The sequence below is a fragment of the Rossellomorea sp. RS05 genome (assembly GCF_039822645.1).
GTDB lineage: Bacteria > Bacillota > Bacilli > Bacillales > Bacillaceae_B > Rossellomorea > Rossellomorea marisflavi_B.
Window position 1 is genome coordinate 69,462 of the sequence record NZ_JBDKWY010000003.1, and the last position, 20,981, is coordinate 90,442.

General features: G+C 49.6%; 18 protein-coding genes and 1 other annotated feature. Of the genes, 3 read left to right on the forward strand and 15 right to left on the reverse strand.

Going from position 1 to position 20,981, the window contains the following annotated elements; genetic code table 11:
* Positions 1–10: 10 nt before the first annotated feature.
* From ABJ225_RS10185 to ABJ225_RS10200, 4 genes are all read right to left on the reverse strand, one after another.
* Positions 11–1,207, reverse strand: coding sequence for a hypothetical protein (locus ABJ225_RS10185; RefSeq protein WP_347319968.1), 1,197 nt, complete (start codon positions 1,205–1,207; stop codon positions 11–13).
* Positions 1,208–1,380: 173 nt separating this feature from the next.
* Entirely contained in the window at positions 1,381–3,081 is a 1,701-nt protein-coding gene (locus tag ABJ225_RS10190; protein ID WP_347319970.1) for a sensor domain-containing diguanylate cyclase, read from the reverse strand.
* A gap of 100 nt (positions 3,082–3,181) precedes the next feature.
* Positions 3,182–4,489, reverse strand: coding sequence for a bifunctional folylpolyglutamate synthase/dihydrofolate synthase (locus ABJ225_RS10195; RefSeq protein ID WP_347319972.1), 1,308 nt, complete (start codon positions 4,487–4,489; stop codon positions 3,182–3,184).
* Between the two features lie 75 nt (positions 4,490–4,564).
* Positions 4,565–7,210 (reverse strand): valine--tRNA ligase, encoded by a 2,646-nt coding sequence (locus ABJ225_RS10200; protein ID WP_347319974.1) that lies wholly within the window; start codon positions 7,208–7,210, stop codon positions 4,565–4,567.
* A gap of 66 nt (positions 7,211–7,276) precedes the next feature.
* Positions 7,277–7,496: a binding site (T-box leader), on the reverse strand.
* 163 nt (positions 7,497–7,659) lie between these two features.
* On the opposite strand from ABJ225_RS10200, the gene ABJ225_RS10205 reads away from it, so the two are divergent.
* Positions 7,660–7,848 (forward strand): hypothetical protein, encoded by a 189-nt coding sequence (locus ABJ225_RS10205; RefSeq protein ID WP_347319976.1) that lies wholly within the window; start codon positions 7,660–7,662, stop codon positions 7,846–7,848.
* A 34-nt stretch (positions 7,849–7,882) separates the two neighbouring features.
* On the opposite strand, the gene ysxE is transcribed toward ABJ225_RS10205, so the two are convergent.
* Both ysxE and spoVID read right to left on the reverse strand, forming a co-directional pair.
* The gene (gene ysxE, locus ABJ225_RS10210; RefSeq protein ID WP_347319978.1) at positions 7,883–8,914 is read right to left on the reverse strand and encodes a spore coat protein YsxE; all 1,032 of its coding nucleotides are present in this window, start codon (positions 8,912–8,914) and stop codon (positions 7,883–7,885) included.
* Positions 8,915–8,990: 76 nt separating this feature from the next.
* On the reverse strand, positions 8,991–10,175 hold the full coding sequence (gene spoVID, locus ABJ225_RS10215; protein ID WP_347319980.1) for a stage VI sporulation protein D: 1,185 nt from the start codon (positions 10,173–10,175) through the stop codon (positions 8,991–8,993).
* Positions 10,176–10,523: 348 nt separating this feature from the next.
* Between spoVID and ABJ225_RS10220 the strand changes: the two genes are divergently transcribed.
* The gene (locus tag ABJ225_RS10220; RefSeq protein WP_258523450.1) at positions 10,524–10,796 is read left to right on the forward strand and encodes a DUF4306 domain-containing protein; all 273 of its coding nucleotides are present in this window, start codon (positions 10,524–10,526) and stop codon (positions 10,794–10,796) included.
* Positions 10,797–10,930: 134 nt separating this feature from the next.
* On the opposite strand, the gene ABJ225_RS10225 is transcribed toward ABJ225_RS10220, so the two are convergent.
* The 7 genes from ABJ225_RS10225 to hemA form a co-directional block, all read right to left on the reverse strand.
* On the reverse strand, positions 10,931–11,590 hold the full coding sequence (locus ABJ225_RS10225) for a peroxiredoxin (RefSeq protein WP_347320292.1): 660 nt from the start codon (positions 11,588–11,590) through the stop codon (positions 10,931–10,933).
* A gap of 420 nt (positions 11,591–12,010) precedes the next feature.
* Positions 12,011–13,303 (reverse strand): glutamate-1-semialdehyde 2,1-aminomutase, encoded by a 1,293-nt coding sequence (gene hemL, locus ABJ225_RS10230; RefSeq protein WP_347320294.1) that lies wholly within the window; start codon positions 13,301–13,303, stop codon positions 12,011–12,013.
* A 22-nt stretch (positions 13,304–13,325) separates the two neighbouring features.
* Entirely contained in the window at positions 13,326–14,306 is a 981-nt protein-coding gene (gene hemB, locus ABJ225_RS10235) for a porphobilinogen synthase (RefSeq protein ID WP_053426415.1), read from the reverse strand.
* A 22-nt stretch (positions 14,307–14,328) separates the two neighbouring features.
* Complete coding sequence (locus ABJ225_RS10240) at positions 14,329–15,114, reverse strand: uroporphyrinogen-III synthase (protein WP_347319982.1); 786 nt, start codon at positions 15,112–15,114, stop codon at positions 14,329–14,331.
* Positions 15,114–16,046 (reverse strand): hydroxymethylbilane synthase, encoded by a 933-nt coding sequence (gene hemC, locus ABJ225_RS10245; protein ID WP_290032230.1) that lies wholly within the window; start codon positions 16,044–16,046, stop codon positions 15,114–15,116. The genes ABJ225_RS10240 and hemC overlap by 1 nt, the downstream gene beginning before the upstream one ends.
* 18 nt (positions 16,047–16,064) lie before the next feature.
* Entirely contained in the window at positions 16,065–16,898 is an 834-nt protein-coding gene (ccsA, locus tag ABJ225_RS10250) for a cytochrome c biogenesis protein CcsA (protein ID WP_347319984.1), read from the reverse strand.
* Positions 16,899–16,913: 15 nt separating this feature from the next.
* Positions 16,914–18,266: a glutamyl-tRNA reductase gene (hemA, locus tag ABJ225_RS10255; RefSeq protein WP_056535053.1), complete on the reverse strand. Its 1,353-nt coding sequence runs from the start codon at positions 18,264–18,266 to the stop codon at positions 16,914–16,916.
* A 303-nt stretch (positions 18,267–18,569) separates the two neighbouring features.
* Here hemA and ABJ225_RS10260 point away from each other — a divergent pair, with 303 nt between their 5' ends.
* Entirely contained in the window at positions 18,570–19,055 is a 486-nt protein-coding gene (locus tag ABJ225_RS10260) for a LiaI-LiaF-like domain-containing protein (protein WP_347319986.1), read from the forward strand.
* Between the two features lie 523 nt (positions 19,056–19,578).
* Here ABJ225_RS10260 and ABJ225_RS10265 read toward each other — a convergent pair.
* Together ABJ225_RS10265 and ABJ225_RS10270 are read right to left on the reverse strand one after the other, a co-directional pair.
* Positions 19,579–20,313, reverse strand: a complete 735-nt coding sequence (locus ABJ225_RS10265) for an amino acid ABC transporter ATP-binding protein (protein ID WP_286188412.1) — start codon at positions 20,311–20,313, stop codon at positions 19,579–19,581.
* Between the two features lie 12 nt (positions 20,314–20,325).
* Entirely contained in the window at positions 20,326–20,973 is a 648-nt protein-coding gene (locus ABJ225_RS10270; protein ID WP_048006267.1) for an amino acid ABC transporter permease, read from the reverse strand.
* Between the last annotated feature and the right edge of the window lie 8 nt (positions 20,974–20,981).

Below are 20,981 nucleotides of genomic sequence, written 5' to 3' on the forward strand. Positions count from 1 at the left end.
TTCTCCTATTCTAGTTCATTTGATTTCGGGCATATTGCTTTATATGGCTAAGTTCTTCCGACAGGTATCCATAGGAATGGAAGCGGTCTTCGATCCCGGTGATAAAGGTCGAACACTTCTCAAACTGAGCGTGCGCAAGATGATGATCAATCAAGATCTTGGCAAACGTGTAATAATCACGGTCATGGAGGGCCGGATGCAGATAGGAACTCACCAGCTCGTGAAATGCTTCTTCTGGGAGGGACGTTTCTGATAAGGCGATGATCTCCAGCATCGTCTTCATGATGGGCCCGTCAATGCGCGACCGGGACACCGGCTCCTCCTGCAGATCCTCCCATTCTTCATGAGAGGGATTGTCTTCGAGGCTTTCTTCGAGAAGGAGGTGGTCTTCCTCTTCCGGACTGGCATCAACTCTATCTTCTTCAAGAATTCCGCCCGTCTCCTCTTCTGTTACCAGGGGCTCTTCTTCGAGCATCTCGTTTGAAAGATCCTCCAGCTCTGGAACCGATACAGGCGGCTGACCGTCTTCCTGCCCATCCGCACTGTTTCCTTCTTCAAAGAGCTCCTCCATATACTTAGCGATCGAATCGTCTTCCTGAACGTCTTGAAGGGGAGGCTCCACGGGCTGGATGAACATCAGTTCAGGGTCTTCTTCCGATCCCTCAGCCGGTTCGGCATTATCAAACCATGAACCCAGTATGAGCTCATCCTCTTCCAATTCAACTTCATCATCCAACACGGAAGTTTCCGGCGCCATTCCTTCATTCACGGATTCCACAAACCATTCGCTTTCGTCATCTTCCACTTCCAAAGGCTGCTGAACCTCGACTGTTGCAGCCACCTCTGAAACCATTTCTGTTTCCTCACGCGTATCTTCCTTCACACTATGTATGATAGTTTCTGTTTTATCCGGCTCATTCACATCGTTCAAGATCCCTGCCATGGCTCCATCTCCTGCCGGCACTAAGCTCCTGAACAAGCCTGAGATCCGCTGATCCATGAGATAGGCCATCAGGCTCACGGTCACTGCTAGCATAAGCAGGATCATCCAAAGGGGATAGGTGGCAGAAGCCGCCGCACCGACCACGGAAAGGAGAATGGTACTCGAAGCGACAAGATGCTTCCCTTTCAGTGATAATCCCATGGGAACCACATACAGGATGGGAATCAGTATGATGGCGGTGATGCAGATAAATAGATAAGCCACGTTCCTCACAACTCCTCTATAAGTAAGTAAAAAGATTCATCCGATTCCAATATAATCCTAGTCTATCTCATCTATGGGTATTTTGGAATATGATAATAGGCTTATACAAAAAAAAGATCAAAAAACTCATTTCTTGTAAAAAAAAGAAACGCGGCCCGTCAGCCGCGTTTCTTTCACTTAACATATTGAGCAACCCGGTTCCGTCCAAGCTGCTTTGCACCTGTATAGAGCGCCCGGTCTGCATGCCTGATCAGTGCCAGGGGATCATCTGCATCAACCGGTGCCGTCGCAACCCCGATGCTTGCCGTGATCCTCACCATCTTCCGCCTGTCCTGACCATTAAGGGAATCATGAAGAAGGAATGGAGTATCTGCAATGTGCCGACGGACTTTTTCCGCTATCTGGAACGCCTCATGATTTTCGATATCAGGCAGAAGGATCACGAACTCTTCGCCGCCGTAACGGGCGACGGTTCCGGCGACGCCGATCAATTCCACGAGATGGTTCGAAAGTCCCTTCAGGATTTCATTCCCGCCCTGATGTCCATACGTATCATTGATGGTCTTGAAATGATCCAGGTCAAGCATGATAAGGGACAGGCACCGGCGCTGGCCGCTCTCCAGATAATTGAATTCCAGTGCGAGAAGATCTTCGAAGTACCGGTAATTGTAAAGGTCTGTGAGGGCACATCGTTCGCTATTATGCTTGGTCATTTCATGATGACGCGCATTTTCCATGGCCACGCCGAAATAAGAGCAGAGAATATCCACAATCATGAGCTGCATTTTTTCATATGCCTTTTTCTTCGACGTCGCAAGAAGCAGGATCCCCCTCACTTTCTGATTCCTCACGATGGGGACACACAGGACGCTTTCCACGTTTTCTGGCATGTAGCCCTCGGCAATATCCTGCCATTCTCTCTTGGACGTGAAGAGCATGGATTCGCCGCTGTCCCACACCCTGCCGCTGATGCCTTCCCCTTTCTTCAAAGGGGGCAGATCATTCGGCATGCGCCGGCCATTTTCCACCCTTCGGATCAAAACGAGATCCGGGTCATAGCAATCGAGGATGTATGCATACTCGACAGGGAGCGTAGAGGTGATTTTCTCGATGAAGATATCCAATACTTCACTCACCTTAAGTCTCTCCGTGAGCTGGTGACCGATTTCACCGGCTTTTTGTAAATAGAGATTGATTTTTTCAGAAGAATTATACAGCTTCATGATGATGACAAGACTTATGAACGGGACTCCAATTAAGAGAGAAGCATATCCCCCAATTTGGAAGGTAAGATAGTAAAAAGAGAGAGCAATAGGCATCATGATGAGGTTAGAAATGCCATCCCATATAAAGTCTTTGCTATAGAATGGGATCGATGCTTTGGCTATGTATTTCAGATAGCTAAACAGGAGGATCTGGTTAATAAGTACAGAAGCTACTTGATAGAAAAAGATTGGGATAATAAGGGTCTCTAAACCCATTGAACCGACGACCCCGCCTACTTCATAGAAAAGAAGGCCACTGAAAAAAGATACAAGGAAGAACATCGTGGAATTCAACGGTATCCGGTGCCAATCCTGTTTTGCCACTCTTAACCGGAATACAAAAGGGATGACCGACAGTTGCATGAGTAAAATTTCTATAAAAAGCCCAAATTGAATAAATGCAGCTAAAGCAACCCACTGAAAAAGGAAAATCATCGTACCATTTACAACAATCGGCAATAAAAGGATGACAGTAGAAAAGACAACAAGACTAACGAGTGTTGCTTCATTTCCTTCTACATTCTCAGGTGGATAATGAATATAGGTGAAATATAAGCCTGCTGGTACAACAGCAAGCCAAATGATCACAAATAATACTTTTTTACTCAACGAAAGCGGCATGGCCATCCCTCACAATATTCTGATCTCTTGCTCATCTAGTTAAATAGTCACAAGTTTACGAATATTTTATCAGAGTACCCTATTAAAGTCACTTATTAATTCTATTATTTTCTAATTTTTTCAATAAATATGGTTTTACTTCCGATAAGAAGTAGAGTGATCCCGTAATAAGTAGGACTTCCCCTTCCTTTGGAGTGGCAACATATTCATCCACAAACTGCTTCCAATCGCCTTCAACCATTCCCCCGCCTGCCAGTTCGCGCAGTTCACTGCCGGAAGCAGCCCTCGGGAAGTCAAATTGCGTGAGGACCAGGTGATCGACGGCGGTTTTCAGCGGTTCGATCATCGGCTTCAAGTCTTTATCCTTGAGGGCGGCGAACAAACTGGATACACGCCTTCCTCGGAATCGCTCCTGAATTGTGGAGACGAGTGCCGCCACGCCTTCTGGATTGTGGGCGCCATCCAGGAAGATCAATGGGGTATCCGAAACCTTTTCCATCCTTCCAGGCCAGTACGCATTCAGGAGTCCCCGTTTCATATGCACCGGATCAATCCGGAACCCATGTTCACCGAGAAGCCTAGCTACTTTTATGGATACGGAGGCATTTCGCACCTGATGCATCCCAATCATGGTCATATCGAACAATTCTGTAGCGCCCCCCTCTTCATAGCGGAACCGTTCCCCGTCAGGTAAATGTTCCATGGAGACGGCCGAAAATCCTTCTCCCAATACGTGGAGTTGGCTATGATTCTGTTCTGCTTGCTCAGAAATGACTGCAGCGGCTTCGGGTTGTGATACACCCGATACGACCGGGATACCTGCTTTGATGATCCCTGCTTTTTCAAAAGCGATGTCCTCCAGTGAGTTCCCCAAGAACTGCATGTGGTCCATCCCGATGCTCGTAATAACGGAAACGAGTGGGGTGATGACGTTGGTGGAATCGAGTCTCCCTCCGAGTCCGACTTCCTCGAGTACGATGTCGGGTGTTTCATATTCGGCAAAATACAAGAAATTCATGGCCGTGATAACTTCGAATTCCGATGGTCCCCCCCATTCGGAATCCTCCATTTCCTCTGCAATCGGTTTTACGCGTTCGACGAGAGAAGTCAGGGCTTCATCGGATATCGGAACCCCATTCATGCTGATCCGCTCATTGAATCTCTCGAAATACGGAGAAGTGAACGTCCCCACTGTGTAGCCCGCTTCCTGGAGCATATTCCGTAGGAAAGTGACCGTGGACCCCTTTCCATTCGTCCCTCCGATGTGGACGGTCCGGATCGTTTGATGGGGATTTCCAAGCTTCTCAAGAAGCTCCTCCATTCGCTGCAAACCGGGTTTGATACCGAGGCGCAAGCGTGAATGAATCCAACTTACCGCATCTTCATACTGCATCATACTGGTTGTCCTCCTTGTCTTCGTAAAGAAAAAGAGGGCTGATCGGTCATCAGCCCTCTTGTCTTTGCGGTGTGATTATACCGTCTTCAACTCTTCGATCCGGGCCTTAACCGTGGCCTGTTTATCCAAGTAGTCCTGTTCTTTTGCTTTTTCTTCATCCACGACTTTTTGAGGCGCCTTGCTTACGAATCGTTCGTTGCTCAGCTTCCCTTGTACGCGTGATACTTCCTTCGTCCATTTGTCGAGCTCTTTCTCCAGGCGTGCGATCTCTTCATCTATGTTGATGAGGCCTGCAAGTGGAAGGAATAGCTCAACTCCTGTCACGACCGCTGTCATCGCTTTTTCAGGTGCAGATGCATCAGTGGATAGCTCAAGGGATTCCGGATTACAGAAACGCTCGATGTAGGCCGCATTCTTCTTAAGAACCGCAAGCGTTTCTTCATCTTTCGCCTTCAGCATGAGTTTGATCTGCTTGCTCATCGGCGTATTCACTTCTGCACGGATATTCCGTACCGCACGGATGATGTCCACGAGAAGCTTCATTTCTTCAGCAGCGGCATCATCCGTAAGGGCTGAATCGACTTCCGGCCAGGCAGCCACGGTGATGGATTCGCCTTCATGCGGCAGGTTCTGCCATATTTCCTCGGTAATAAACGGCATGAACGGGTGAAGAAGTCTCATCGTGTTGTCGAGAACATAGGCAAGGATTGAACGAGTCGTCTTCTTCGCGGCTTCGTCTTCCCCGTAAAGAGGCAGCTTCGCCATTTCGATATACCAGTCACAGAAATCATCCCAGATGAAGTTATAAAGGATGCGCCCCACTTCACCGAACTCATACTTGTCGGCAAGGCGTGTAACGGTTTCAATCGTCTCATTGAGACGGGTGAGGATCCATTTGTCTGCCACCGACTTTTCACCGGAAAGGTCGATTTCGTCATAGGTCATGCCGTCCATATTCATCAAGGCGAATCGGGAAGCATTCCAGATCTTGTTGGCAAAGTTCCAAACGGATTCCACCTTTTCGAAGGAGAATCTCAGATCCTGACCAGGCGAGCTTCCTGTCGAAAGGAAGTAGCGCAGGGCATCGGCTCCGTATTTCTCGATTACATCCATGGGATCGACGCCGTTTCCGAGGGATTTACTCATCTTGCGGCCATCGGCATCGCGCACGAGACCGTGGATCAATACGTCTTTGAATGGGCGTTCATTCGTGAATTCAAGTCCCTGGAAGATCATGCGGGATACCCAGAATCCGATGATGTCATAGCCCGTCACGAGGGTATTGGTCGGATAGTAGCGTTTGAAGTCCTCTGCTTCAAGATCCGGCCAGCCCATTGTGGAGAACGGCCATAGCGCCGAGCTGAACCATGTATCCAGGACATCTTCCTCCTGCACCCAGTTTTCAAGATCTTCAGGTGCTTCATGGGCAACGTGGATCTCACCTGTTTCCTTATGGTACCAAGCCGGGATGCGGTGACCCCACCATAGTTGACGAGAAATACACCAATCACGCGTATTCTCCATCCAGCGAAGGTAGCTCGTTTCGAAGCGGTCCGGAACGAAATTCACCTTCTCTTCCCCGTCCTGAAGCGTCACGGCTTTCTGGGCAAGGGGATCCATTTTCACGAACCATTGTGTGGACAGGTATGGTTCAACAACGGCCCCGCTTCGCTCAGAATGACCGACAGAGTGAAGATGCTCTTCGATTTTGAAGAGGACGCCGTCTTCCTGGAGATCTTTCACGATTTGCTTACGGCAGTCGAAACGGTCCATACCAGAGTACTTGCTGGCTTTTTCGTTCATGGACCCGTCTTCATGCATCACGAGGATGCGCTGCAGGTCATGACGGTTGCCGATTTCGAAGTCATTCGGGTCATGGGCAGGTGTGATCTTCACTGCACCCGAACCGAATTCCATGTCCACATAGTCGTCTCCGACGATCGGGATCTCACGCCCTGTGATCGGAAGGATCACGGTTTTACCGATGAGATGCTTGTAGCGGTCATCTTCAGGGTGAACGGCAACGGCTGTGTCACCGAGCATCGTCTCAGGACGCGTCGTCGCGATTTCGATATGACCGGATCCGTCGCTCAGTGGATAGCGCATGTGGTAGAAGGCGCCTTGAACGTCCTGGTGGATAACCTCGATATCCGACAGGGCCGTTTTCGTCGCCGGATCCCAGTTGATGATGTACTCCCCGCGGTAAATGAGCCCTTTGTTGTAAAGGTCGACGAATACTTTGCGTACGGCGTCGGATAATCCTTCATCAAGGGTGAAACGCTCACGGCTGTAATCGAGTCCGAGGCCGACCTTCGCCCACTGCTCACGGATGTGGGAAGCATATTCTTCCTTCCACTTCCATGTTTCTTCCACGAACTTTTCGCGGCCGAGGTCATAGCGTGAGATGCCCTGATTGCGCAGCTTCTCATCTACTTTTGCCTGCGTCGCGATCCCTGCGTGGTCCATCCCCGGAAGCCAGAGGACGTCGTAGCCCTGCATGCGCTTCATGCGCGTCAGGATGTCTTGAAGGGTCGTATCCCACGCGTGACCGAGGTGAAGCTTTCCGGTTACGTTCGGAGGCGGGATGACGATGCTGTATGGTTCCTTCCCTTCATCGGGTGTCGCTTCGAAGAACTTCCCATCGATCCACCACTTGTAGCGGCCATCCTCGATCGCCTTCGGATCATATTTTGTCGGCATTGATAACTCTTGATTTTCCATTGGTTTTCCTCCATTTCGTGCATGCATGCGGGCCCTGGGTACACATAAAAAGATCCCCCGTCCTATAAAAAGGACGAAGGATCTCTCATTCGCGGTACCACCTTAATTCCCGGGTTTCCCCAGGCTCTCAAAGACCCATAACGGCTTTTCACCGGTTCCCACTACTTAAAGTTCACGGGAACTGCTCTCAGGCGACATTCCATTGTCTTGGCATGGAAGGCTCTCAGCTTATGCCTCCCTCTCTGAATGCCAGGTTCAACGTACTCTTCCTGTTCATTGCATTTACATGTTATATAGTTATTTATTATAGTATAAGATTTGATTCAGGTTCGTCAATCATTATCGCCCATTTCGCCGTAAAATATTCATGAGAAGGCCCGTCTGACACCATTTCCCTCCCCCTTCATAGGATACAGTAGTGAAATCACCCAGGAAAGAGAGTGACCGGTATGAAGAAATTCAGCTCCTATACCCAGCCCCCCTGGCTGAGGAACACCCGTGCCATATGTAAGCAATTCATTGTCCCCTTCACCATATTCCAAGGGATACGGACGATCCTGATCCCATCCACGTTCGACGTCCTTTTACTGACCCTCTTCCTTGCGATAGCCGCTGCCATCTATTTCGACTGGATATAAAAAACAAAGCCCCGGATCCTGTCCGGGGCATTTCTTATGACGAGGATGCTTCCTCTGCTTCTTTTTTCTGCCGTTCCATTTCATCCAGCCGCATGACCACGTACTCCGTATTTTTCAGAAGCCAATAGTGACGCTGAAGCTTCTTCAGTGATTTACGCTCATTGCGTTTATGCTTCGGGGTATGGAAATATTTCTCCACCACGGCGATCACGGAGCTCGGATAGGCAAGATAGCTCATGAACAGCTGTCGCTCCTCATTCCGGACGGCAAAATGATGAAAATAGGTCGTGAGCCATTCCACGCATTCTTCATAATACTTCGGATACGTTTTCAGCGTCCTTGACAGGAACGGGAGGAGGTCATGGAAGGGGGAGGCGACCTTGGACTGCTCGAAGTTGTGAAAATACCCCATCCCCCTGTCATCATATAGGAAGTGCTCGGAAGACACCTTCCCGTGGGTGATGACCGTCCGAACTTTCTCGAGCTCCTTCGTTTCCTCATACCACTCATCGAGCATCTTTCTCGAAAACTTCAACGCCTGCGACGCATCTTTATAGTACATACAGTAATGGTATTGAAACGGCGACATATATGTGACCCGCTCACATGTATCGATATACTCATCGAGGAACTGCTGTTCTTTCTCCCATCGTGTGGTAAGCAACTCGTAGTGGGATTCCCTCTCTTCTGTATCGATCTTCACGTCTTGGGAGGATAGGGTATGAAGGCGGGCAAGCTCCCTGAACAGCTTCTGATGCTTCTCGAAGCGGTCTTCCCTGTCCTGATTGATGAGCCAGGGCATCACGTAGAACAGGCTGCCTTCATTCCACACCGCATAGCGGCCGTCAAGCGTAGGATAAATCGGCACGATGCGGTTATAGCCCCTTTGAAAAAGGGTCTGGATGTTGCGGACGAAATCCACCCCGTTTTGCGGAGAGAGTTTTTTGACGGCAAGAGTCCCTTTATTCGAAAACACCTTGGAGATTTTGCCGAAGCTCTCGACAAAATAAGGTTCGACGCCATATGGCTGGAGTACGGGCCTCAATGCTTCCAGGGGTTGTTCCATGTTTATCACCTTCTGCCTGTATACTCTAAAAAAGCCGGACCAACCCTAACGCGTCAGTCCGGCTTCCCTTGCACCCTTACCTAAAAGCGGGCTCCTCAGGCGGGATATACAGCACTTGACCGCCGTACACGTCCTGATTGGCCTCAAGCTGATTCACCCTCAGCAGCTGCGGGATCGTCAGTTCATACTTCTCTGCGATGGAATCAAGGGTATCCCCATCCTGGACGATGCATACCCGGAGCGTGGCACCCCGCTCCTCTTCCTTCCGGGCGAAGAAATCCGTTAGGGAGATCGAATCATATTTCTTCTTCTTGCCTTTTGCCTTTTCTTTCGCCGCTTCGACCTCGGAGCTTGATGAAGATTCTTCCTCTTCCTCTTCTTCTGCCTCCATGACCTCTTGGACGGGAAGTTGAACCGGAGGCTGGACCGGCTCCTGCGCGTGGTGCTGATAGGACTGATCCTCTGACGATTCACTGAGCTCGTGTTCCGGAAGTTCAAACATCTTTTCGCTTCTCATCGCTTCTGGTTCAGGAAACGATTCATACTGGATCTGGACCGGGATTTCTTCCTCTTCAGGCGTCACCCTTCCTTCAAGGACAAAAGGCTCCGTTTCCTCCGGCTCCTCCTCATCTTCCACTTCCTCATAGGCAGGTGAGAGGGAAAAGACATCGTATTCTTCCTCCCGAGGAGGCTCCTCAACGTAATCAGGTACGACCGTCTCCAGCGTCGCTTCCGCCTCTTCAGCCTCCACGTCCTCCATCGTGTCGACGGCACGGTACATCGGTTCATACAGCTCTTCTTCGACAGGCGTCTGCACCTGCTGTTCACCGAAGATCCCTGTGATGGTCAGGTCGGCATTCAGCCTGATGCAGGCATTTTCAGGCACGGCATAATCGAATGCTTCCACATATACATCGATGTCTTCCAGATTCTCGATCCGGTTCTTCGGGATTGTCACATCCACCGGGAAGCAATGAATGAACTCGAGCTCCCCTTTCTCACGGCTTTCCACCATCTGGACGTACTTTCCGCTTGCCTCCAGGATCTCATCCACCTCATAGGCTTCATCATCATCCCTCACCGAGGACGGAAGGTATTCACCGGATAGATCCAGGCTACCTCTGATGAGGATATACTGCTCTTGTTCTTGTATCGTTATATGTGGATCTAAGGAGATGGATAATAACTCTTCAACTTCCTGTCCTTTTTTAAACCAAATTGATTCTTCCAGGGAAAATCGTAGACTCGATTGCTGCGACAAAGAAATTCCTCCTTTCATTAAGCAAAGAAATAACAAACAATGCCATTATCACTATATGGGCTTCCCTGAAAGAATATGATACTGTTTGTGAAGTTCCGGAAATTCAGAAAGCTCCTCTTCATAAATACTGATTGCACGGTAGAGGTTCAAGAGGAAATGGCATTTGTGCTTTTCTTTGAGATGACGCCAAGTGAAGTCATTTGTCCCTATTCTCGCTGCAAGACACTCTATCCATGCAGAAAAAAGCAGATTGCACCTCCCATTAAATAATGGTAAATTTAAACAAAAGAATGAAAGTTGGAGCGGAGGATCTTTTTGAATAAACCATTCTTATTTTTTCAGTTGATATTGTCATTGGGGATTTTTTCATACACCTTTTTCACCTTCGGCTGGGCAGCGAGTTACTTGATGCTGGAGGACAATTGGAGTGAAATGCTCATATTCAGCAAAGACGCCATGACCCCACAGGATATTTCCGAACTTGATAAACTGATCTACGGGTTCCAGCATGCCCCACTGGTAGTGACAATTCTGATGATGGTAAGTTTCTTGTATGCACTCTTCCTGATCGTCATGATCCTCAGGCGAATCCTTCTCACTAAGTATCAATCCACAAATTAAGCATCATGATGGCCCCGCATCCATGTGACTCACCACCATATATCCCATGTAACCAAACCGTTCAAGGATTGTGGCATGAGGAATGAATTTTACATAAAAAATAACCGCCCGCGCCATGCGGACGGTACTTTTCACTACAGCGATTTTTTAGAAATATACCAGTCTATATACTCGATCCCCTCTTCATTCGCACGTTCTGCGGCCTCCTCCTGTGTCTCAGGTGGTGAGACCACGACTTTGTCACCCGGCTCCCAGTCGGCAGGGGTTGATACACCATGTTCATCCGTCGCCTGCAGTGAATGGACGAGACGCACGATCTCCTTCATATTGCGTCCTGTAGTGAGAGGGTAATAGATGATGGAGCGGATCGTCTGACTTCTGTCGATCACAAAGACAGCCCGGCTCGTCTCGACCTGGCTCTCCCCAGGCATGATCATGCCATATTTCATGGCTACCTCCTTGTCCAGATCGGCAATGACGGGAAATTCGATGGTTGTATCGAAGTTTTCCTCAATGCTTCTGATCCAAGCGATATGGGACGATACACTATCCACGCTCAGCCCCAACAGGTCGGTATCCAGCTTTTGCAGTTCAGGGTAAATTTCCTGGAATGCGACGAACTCTGTCGTGCATACAGGGGTAAAATCCGAGGGATGAGAAAACAATACCACCCACCTGCCCCTGTAATCAGACAAGCTGACGTTCCCCCTGCTCGTGGCGGCCGTGAATCCAGGTGCATCGTCACCGATGCGCGGCATGGTATATTCCTGAGTTTCTGTAGAGCTTCCTTCCATTGTATCTGCCTCCCTTTCTTCTGAATACAAGTACTGTACCACGTCCCACATGGCATCAATCGTCATCGCCAGAAAATGGAACGAAAGTAGGATGAAACCTGATTCAATCGAAAAAGAGGTGGGGCCCATTCTAAAAGGTACCATCTCAATACGAATACAATACGTATAGGTTCTTTATACCGCTCATGATTTCCGTGCAAGACTCCGCTTTTCACGGGTAGCCCGTGAGCCTCCTCGGCAAGCCTGCAGGGAGCCACTCTTCCCGCAGAAGTCTTCATCTTGCACTCCAATCAACCGCTGAAAACGTTGAAATGGCAATGTGCATTATCCAAATGAAAAAACCGAACGACTTTGCCTGATCGCAAAATCGTTCGGGTCACTCTATGGCTGAAACACGTTTGTCCCAGACTCTTTTATAACTTATTTTTGTTGGATCTTCTTGAATGCCGCTTCTGCCGCTTCAAGGGTCTTGTCGATATCCTCGTCACTGTGTGCAGTAGACAGGAATAATCCTTCGAACTGAGAAGGCGGGAGGAAGACACCGTTATGGGCCATCTCACGATAATAGTTCGAGAACATCTCAAGATCGGATGACTTGGCTCCTTCATAATTGGACACTTCTTCATCGGTGAAGAACAATCCGATCATGGAACCGGCGCGATTGATCGTATGAGGGATCCTATATTTCTCGGCAAGACGGCTCAACCCATCTTGAAGTCGATCGGCAATGCGTCCGAATTCCTCATAGCTCTCAGGTGTGAGCTGCTTCAATGTCTCAAGTCCAGCTGTCATGGCAAGGGGGTTTCCGGAAAGCGTACCCGCCTGATAGATCGGACCGCTAGGAGCGATTTGCTCCATGATTTCCGCTTTACCACCGTACGCACCGACTGGAAGACCGCCACCGATGACTTTACCAAGGCAAGTCAAGTCCGGCGTGACGCCAAAATACCCTTGTGCACAGTTGTATCCGACCCGGAACCCGGTCATGACCTCATCGAAGATCAAAAGGGAGCCGTACTGCTCTGTTACTTCCCTGAGTCCTTCAAGGAAACCGGGTTTCGGAGGGACAACCCCCATATTCCCAGCAACAGGTTCCACGATCACGCCGGCGATGTCATCACCGAACTGTTCGAACGCATAGCGGATGCTGTCAAGGTCGTTATACGGAACGGTGATGGTATTCTTCGCAATCCCTTCAGGAACACCGGGACTGTCTGGAAGACCGAGTGTGGCGACACCGGACCCGGCTTTGATAAGGAGGGAATCGCCATGGCCGTGATAGCAGCCTTCAAACTTGAGGATTTTATTGCGTCCGGTGTACCCGCGGGCAAGGCGGAGGGCACTCATGGTCGCCTCCGTACCGGAAGAAACCATCCGGACGACTTCGATACTCGGGACACGCTCGATGACGAGGTTCGCCAGTTCGTTTTCGATCTTGGTCGGTGCACCGAAGCTTGTTCCATTTTCGGCTACCTTCTTGATTGCTTCCACTACGCGGTCGTTAGCGTGTCCAAGGATCAGCGGTCCCCAGGAAAGGACATAATCGATGTAGTCATTCCCATCGATATCGTAGATTTTGGAGCCCTTACCACGTTCCATGAAAATGGGATCCATGTCAACGGATTTAAATGCACGTACCGGACTGTTCACTCCGCCCGGCATCAATTTTAATGCCTCCTGAAAGGCTTTCTTTGATTTTTCATACGATCGCATCGTTCCATTCCTCCCGTTCCAATTAAGATTCAGATAACCATCTTGCTGCGTCTTTGGCATGATAGGTGACGATCAAGTCGGCTCCTGCACGTTTCATGCTCACCAATTTCTCCATGACGATGCCTTTCTCGTCGATCCAGCCGTTTTGTGCGGCCGCTTTGACCATGCTGTATTCACCACTCACGTTATAGGCGACAACAGGGGCATTGAAGCGATCCTTCACATCACGCATGATATCAAGATACGAAAGAGCAGGTTTAACGATAAGGAAATCGGCACCTTCCTCTATATCCGACTGCGCTTCCCGTAATGCTTCCAGACGATTCGCCGGATCCATCTGGTACGTCCTGCGGTCTCCGAATTGAGGAGTTGAATGGGCCGCATCACGGAACGGACCGTAGAAGCTGGATGAATATTTCACGGCATAGGACATGATGGGAACATCGGTGAAGCCCGCTTCATCGAGACCGTGACGGATCGCTGCTACGAATCCGTCCATCATATTGGACGGTGCAATGATATCGGCACCCGCTTCTGCCTGGCTGACAGCCGTTTTCGCAAGCAGGTCAAGGGTCGGATCATTCAGGATCTTCCCGCCTTCGACGATGCCGCAGTGACCGTGGCTCGTGTATTGGCACAGACATGTATCTGCAACCACCACGATTTCCGGGTAGCGCTCCTTCACGAACCGGGTCGCCTGCTGGACGATGCCGTGATCATGGTAGGCCTGTGAGCCCATTTCATCTTTTTCGGCAGGGACGCCGAAGAGGATGATGGATTTGATACCAAGGGAGACGATCTCGTCCATTTCGGCTTGGAGATTGTCCATGGATATATGATAGACATCCGGCATGGAAGGGACAAGACGGCGGATGTTCTCCCCTTCTACAACGAATAGTGGGTAGATAAGATCTTCTTTCCGCAAATGCGTCTCCCTCACAAGCGCACGCATGTTTTCGGTTTGACGCAGGCGGCGGTGACGATTGAATTGTAATTCAGACATAGTGTAACCCTCCTAAAGGAAATCAGTCGTGCTTTTGGATATAGGTTTTAATGGCTTCTACCATTTCATTTACAGTATAAACCTTTGGGCTGATTTTTACATGTAATCCGTACCGTTCGGCCGTTTCTTTTGTGATCGGACCGATACAGGCCATGGGGACGCCCTCGATGAAATGCCCGAGGGAATGGGATTTGACCACCTTCATGAAGTGATGGACGGTGGACGAGCTTGTGAATGTGATGATATCCGCTTCCTTCCGTTCAAGGACATGTTTAAGGATATCACCGCTCTCCTCGGGAAGCACCGTCTCATAGACGATCCATTCGTGACACGTCATTCCGGAACGATTCAGCTCCTCGCTGATCACGTTCCGGGCGAGGTTGCCTTTTGGCACAAGGACCTTGGCATTCCCGTACATCGCTTGAATGAACTCACTGGCGAAGGCATCACCCGTGTATTCCGTTGGAATGAAATCAATCGGAATTCCCCGTTTTTCACAATAATAGGCGGTCTTCTCCCCGACAGCTGCACATCTCACTTCCAAAGCCGACAGGGAGACACCCATGCGGTCCATGGCCTCCAGGAAGAAATGAACCCCGTTCTTACTTGTGAAGAGAATCCAATCGTATGTATGTAGGGAACCCCCCCATTCTTTCTCCGAGGGATCGATCCGGGGTTCGAACTTCAAGAGGGGCACCACAACCGGGATGCCCCCTTCCGCTTGAATTCTTGAAGCCGTTTCACTGGCCCCGGACTGACCGCGGGTGATGAGGACCTTTACACCATCTAAAGGCTTACCCCCGCTCATTACTGGTCAAGCTCCTCTTTCACCTGGTCAATCAGCGCCTTGGCACCTTGATTCGTCAAACTTTCTGCTACTGCCTCACCAAGCTCCTCTGGGTCATGGCCGACAATGTACTCCTTGTAGATCGTCTGCCCATCTGGTGAAGCTACAAGACCGGTGAGAGCGATGGATCCGTCGGGCTTTTCTTCCGCAAAACCGGCGATCGGAACCTGGCACCCGCCTTCCATCTTATGAAGGAACGCACGCTCTGCCGTGACCGTCCTGGTCGTTTCCCCGCAGGCAAACTGCTCGAGGAGCGCCAAGAGCTCTGAATCACTCTCTCTGCACTCGATGGACAATGCCCCTTGGCCAACAGCCGGAAGGCAAAGATCGGGATCGAGGAACTCTGTTACCACGTCCCTGGTCCACCCCATGCGTGATAGTCCAGCCGCTGCCAGGATGATGGCATCATATCCATCTGTTTCGAGCTTTGAGAGACGTGTGTCGATATTCCCACGGATCCATTTGATTTCGAGGTCCGGTCTGACAGAAAGAAGCTGGGCTCCGCGGCGAAGGCTGCTTGTCCCAATAATGGATCCGGACGGCATATCCTTCAGGCGCACATGATTTTTGCTGATGAAGGCGTCGCGGAAATCCTCACGCTCCGGGATGCATCCGATGGTCAGTCCTTCCGGTAGGACCGCAGGCATATCTTTCATACTGTGAACGGCCATGTCGATCTCACCGTCGAGCATCGCCTGCTCGATTTCCTTAACGAAAAGACCTTTTCCCCCGACTTTAGATAGGGTCACATCAAGGATGCGGTCTCCCTTTGTGACGATTTCCTTCAGCTCGAAATCGAATGAAGGATTGAGTGCCTTCAGCTGGTCGATCACCCAATTGGACTGGGTGAGTGCTAGTTTACTACGTCTAGAGCCTACAATGATTTTTCTCATAATGACCTCCCCAAAAACTTAAGAATACCAGAAATGGAATGATGACAGCCTGCTTCCCAGGAAAAAGTTGATCAAGATGATCAGGAAGGCTGCCACATTCAGGAGTGCTAGGTTCTTGCCGAATACATTTTTTTTCAGTCGCAGATAGAGGAAGATCCCGTATAGAATGAGGAGGATGAATGAGCCGATGATTTTCGGATCATACCAGACAAAGTCCGGAAGCCGTATATATGCCCACTGCAGCCCCAGGATGAGACTGAGGAGGAGCATGGCCACCCCGATGGAATTCAGTATGTACGAAAACATCTCAAGCCTCGACAGATCCGTGATCCTCCAAAGCCGCTGCCCCCACTTCTTCTCCTTCAGCAATTTGAACTGCAAAAGGTAAAGGAGGGAAAAGACGAATGACAGGGAAAACGCTCCATAGGAGAGGATCGCCATCGTAATATGGATGAGGAGCAGTTCCGATACCAGCTGCTCCGCCATGGCCTGAGATTCGATCTGCACGGGTGCGAACGTATGGATCGCCATGATGATGAATCCTAGGATATTGGTAAAGAAGACGATGAAATCGACGCGGAGGAACCGGTTGATCACCAGCGACAGGGTGATCAGGATCCATGCGTAGAAATATAACCCCTCAAATATCGTAAGGACCGGGAATCTTCCTGTGTCCATCATATAGAGAAATAAAAAAATTGTTTGAAGGACCCAAACAATCGCAAGGAGCCAGAAGGCCACTGTGTTGGCCTTCCGGTTTTTGTTTAAAAAATCGATGAAGTAAAAAAGAATGCTAATGGCATAAAGGACGATCATCAGTTCATGCAGTCTGGTCATCGTTTGTTCAAACATAGACTCCAACCCTCCTTAAAATTGAAAAGAAGGTTGCGGTGATAGCGAGTGACTGCTCTCATTCTTTTCTTCCGACTCTTTGGCCTGTTTCTGTTGGAGCACCTGCTCTTCGATGTTGAAGATATCGATGAACAGATCCAGTTTTTCTGATGCGTCAGATTTCCCTGCGAATTCCTTCGCCTGGAGGATCGGATCCTTTAGCAGCTGGTTGATGATGCTCTTTGTATGCTTATTGAGCACCTTGCGCTCACGGTCGGTAAGATTCGGCATCTTGCGCTCGATGCTGACCATCGTTTCGGCCTGGATCGACAGGGCTTTCTGACGAAGAGCGGAAATGACCGGAACGACGCCCAGCATATTGAGCCACTCTTTGAAGGCGAGGATTTCCCCTTCGATCATGATTTCAATCTCCTCGGCGGCTTTTTGACGCTCGGCCAGATTGGCTTCGACGATGTCTTCGAGGTCATCGATATCATAGAGGAAGACGCTCTCGAGTTCAGCGATGGACGGATCGAGATCACGAGGCACGGCGATGTCCACCATGAAGAGGGGACGGCCTTTCCTCATGCGCTCCACATGGGCCATCGTTTCCTTCGAAAGGACAAAATCCTTCGATCCGGTAGAACTGATCAGAATATCGGCTTCAACGAGGGAGCATTGGAGCTCCTGTAGCGTCTTCGCCTGTCCATCGATCTTACCGGCAAGTGCTTCGGCTTTTTCGAACGTGCGGTTGATGATGGTGATCTGTGTTGCACCGCTTCCCTGAAGGTTCTTGATGGCCAGTTCCCCCATCTTTCCTGCACCTAGGACAAGGACGTTCTTTTTGTTGAGGCTGCCGAATACTTTCTTGGCAAGCTCGACGGCCGCATAGCTGACGGATACGGCGTTGGACCCGATCTCGGTTTCGGCATGGCCTTTTTTCCCGAGAGTGACGGCCTGTTTGAATAGATGATTGAAGACCGTACCGGTCGCTCCAGCCTCTTGTGCAAGAAGGAAGCTTGAGCGGACCTGCCCAAGGATCTGGGTTTCCCCGAGAACCATGGAGTTGAGGCCGGTAGCCACCTTGAATAGATGTTCCACCGCTCCCTCCTGTTCATAAATAAACAAATAAGGGGAGAATTCCTCTTTATCTATATCAAACCATTTGGATAAGAAATCTTTAATATAATAGCGGCCTGTATGAAGCTGATCGACCACCGCATACACTTCCGTGCGGTTGCATGTGGAAACAATCACATTTTCCAGGATGCTTTTTTTCTCCTTCAGCGCCTTCATGGCCGAAGCAAGATCAGTTTCATTAAAAGATAGTCGTTCACGAATCTCTACAGGGGCCGTTTTATAATTTAAACCAACTACGATTGTATGCATAAGTGCGTGACACCCCCAAATTAAAATCATTCTTATTATAACATGTCCTACTGCATCACTCAGGATAAAATGTGAACAGAAAATGAATCCTATGTTTGCCATGGAAAGCTGATTGCTTGAAACTTACCCATGGTTTGATTTACTGTATAATTGGGTTCTTCTTTCAATCTGAAAGCATTTACATTCCGTTGCAAAAAAGACGGACTTTCGACAAGTCCCACCTATGTAGAGTATCAAATCACACTATAAGAATCAAGTGAGTGAATCACGAAAAACAGTCATTCCATAAGACGGAGGAACCATATGAAGCAACAACGGATCTTCCCCGGAGTCATCCTCCTGGGATTCGGTGCCTACTTCTATCTTCAACAGGCGCATATCATCTTATTCAGCGAATTTTTCACCTGGCCGACCCTGCTCATGATTGTAGGCATCGCCTTTCTGGCTCAAGGGTATGTCGGGAAGGACCATGAAGCGATCCTTCCCGGGACCATCCTCGTTGGATTCGGCCTGCACTTCCATCTCGTCAACCGGATGCCCGTCTGGCCGGATCACATGGGCGTATTCGTCCTGATCCTCGCCCTCGGCTTCCTTCTGCGCTATCAGAAGACGGGCACAGGGATGTTCCAGGGAGGGCTATTCCTCATCCTGTCGATCCTCATGCTGTTCTCAGATCGAATAGCCGGTTGGTTCGGCTTCCTTGGAGGAAAGGTCGGTTCCATCGTCAGCCTGTGGCCGTTCGTCCTCATCCTCATAGGGGCGTTCCTTCTCTTCTTCAAGAGGAAGTAAGCGTACATAAACACGATCCGTGTAGATTCTCTATGCCGCTCATGATTCCCGTGCAAGACTGCGCTTTCTGCGGGTAGCCCGTGAGCTCCCTCGGCAGGCCATGCTAGCCCCTCTTCCGCAGGGGTCTTCGTCTTGCACTCCAGTCCGCCGCTGGAAACGTGGTCATGAAACGTATGAAAAGAGGATGAGACAAAACTAAAAGAGGCCCCTTTAATGCCGAACACGATCAGTATAGGATCTTAATACCGCTCATGATCTCCGTGCAAGACTTCGCTTTCCGCGGGTAGCCCGTGAGCCTCCTCGGCACGCCTGCGGGGTCTCACATCAGCTACTCTTCCCGCAGGAGTCTTCGTCTTGCACTCCGATCAACCGCTGGAAACGATGAAATTTGAATGTTCATTAAACGAATTTAAAACCCGAATCATTTGCTTTATCGTAGGCAAATGATTCGGGTTTTACTATGACTAAAACATGTTTGTCTCAGCTTCTTTACTATGACTAACGTTCTTCTCCCAGCATTCTCTTATAATACCGCATCAAGGAACGCCTTGGTCCTCACCTCTTTAGGTGAACCGAACATTTCCTCGGGATGCCCGACTTCGACGATCCGTCCGTCGTGCATGTAGACGACCCAGTCGGCCACCTCCCTTGCGAATCCCATCTCATGAGTGACGACAATCATCGTCATCCCCTCGTGGGCAAGCTGCTTCATCGTGGCCAGAACCTCGCCGACCAATTCGGGATCAAGAGCAGAGGTCGGTTCATCGAACAGCATGATATCAGGCTTCATGGCGAGAGCCCTCGCAATGGCTACACGCTGTTTCTGCCCTCCGGAGAGCTTCGATGGATAAACCCCTTCCTTATCGGCAAGTCCGACTTTTTTCAAAAGCTCCTTTGCTGACTTCCTTGCTTTGTCACGGTCCATCCTTTTCACATGGACTGGTGCTTCCATGACATTCTCAAGGACCGTTTTATGGGGGAAGAGATGGAAGTGCTGAAAAACCATCCCCACTTTCTCACGAATTTTGTTCAAATCATGCGTCTTCTGATCGATGTCATCACCCTCGATGACGACTCTCCCCCCGTCCTTCAGTTCAAGGAAGTTGAGGCAGCGCAGCAGTGTACTCTTACCTGATCCGCTTGCTCCGATGAGACAGACGACGTCACTTTCATTCACGCTCATATCAATATCTTTCAAAACATGGAGATCACCGAACGATTTATTCAATTTCTCCACCTTGATCATCTCTTTACTCATGAGTATCCCCCCTTAATCACTTACCGATAGTCGTTTCTCAATGATGTTGACAATGATTGTAAACACGAATACGAGTACAAGGTAGTAAATCGCGACAACAAGCAGGTACGTCATGTAATCGAAATTATTGGAGCCGAGCGTCGTCGCTACGCTGAACAGCTCGTACATGCCGATGAATGAGGCAAGGGACGAATCCTTCACAGCGATGATGAACTGATTCCCTAGTGGCGGAAGTGCCCGTTTGAATGCCTGTGGCAGGATGATCCGCCTCATGGTCAGGCTCATGGACATCCCGAGGGATCGCCCTGCTTCCATCTGTCCGCGATCCACCGACTGGATCGATCCCCTGAAGATCTCTGCGATATACGCCCCGTTGTGGAACGCAAGCCCCAGTGCAACCGCCCAGAAGCTCGGAAGGTTGATTGAGGTGAGGCCATAGTAGAAGATGAAGATTTGGACGATCAATGGGGTCCCCCGGACGACGAAAATATATAAGTCCGCGATATACTGGAGGATTTTCACAGGTGAAATCTTTAAAAAGGCGAAGAACAATCCGATGACGATGGCAATGAGAACCGCGATGGCGGTGAGCTGAAATGTCAGCAGCATCCCCTTCAGGAAGATGGGGTATGTGTCGATTACAATCTTCAAAAAATCCATATGCTTTC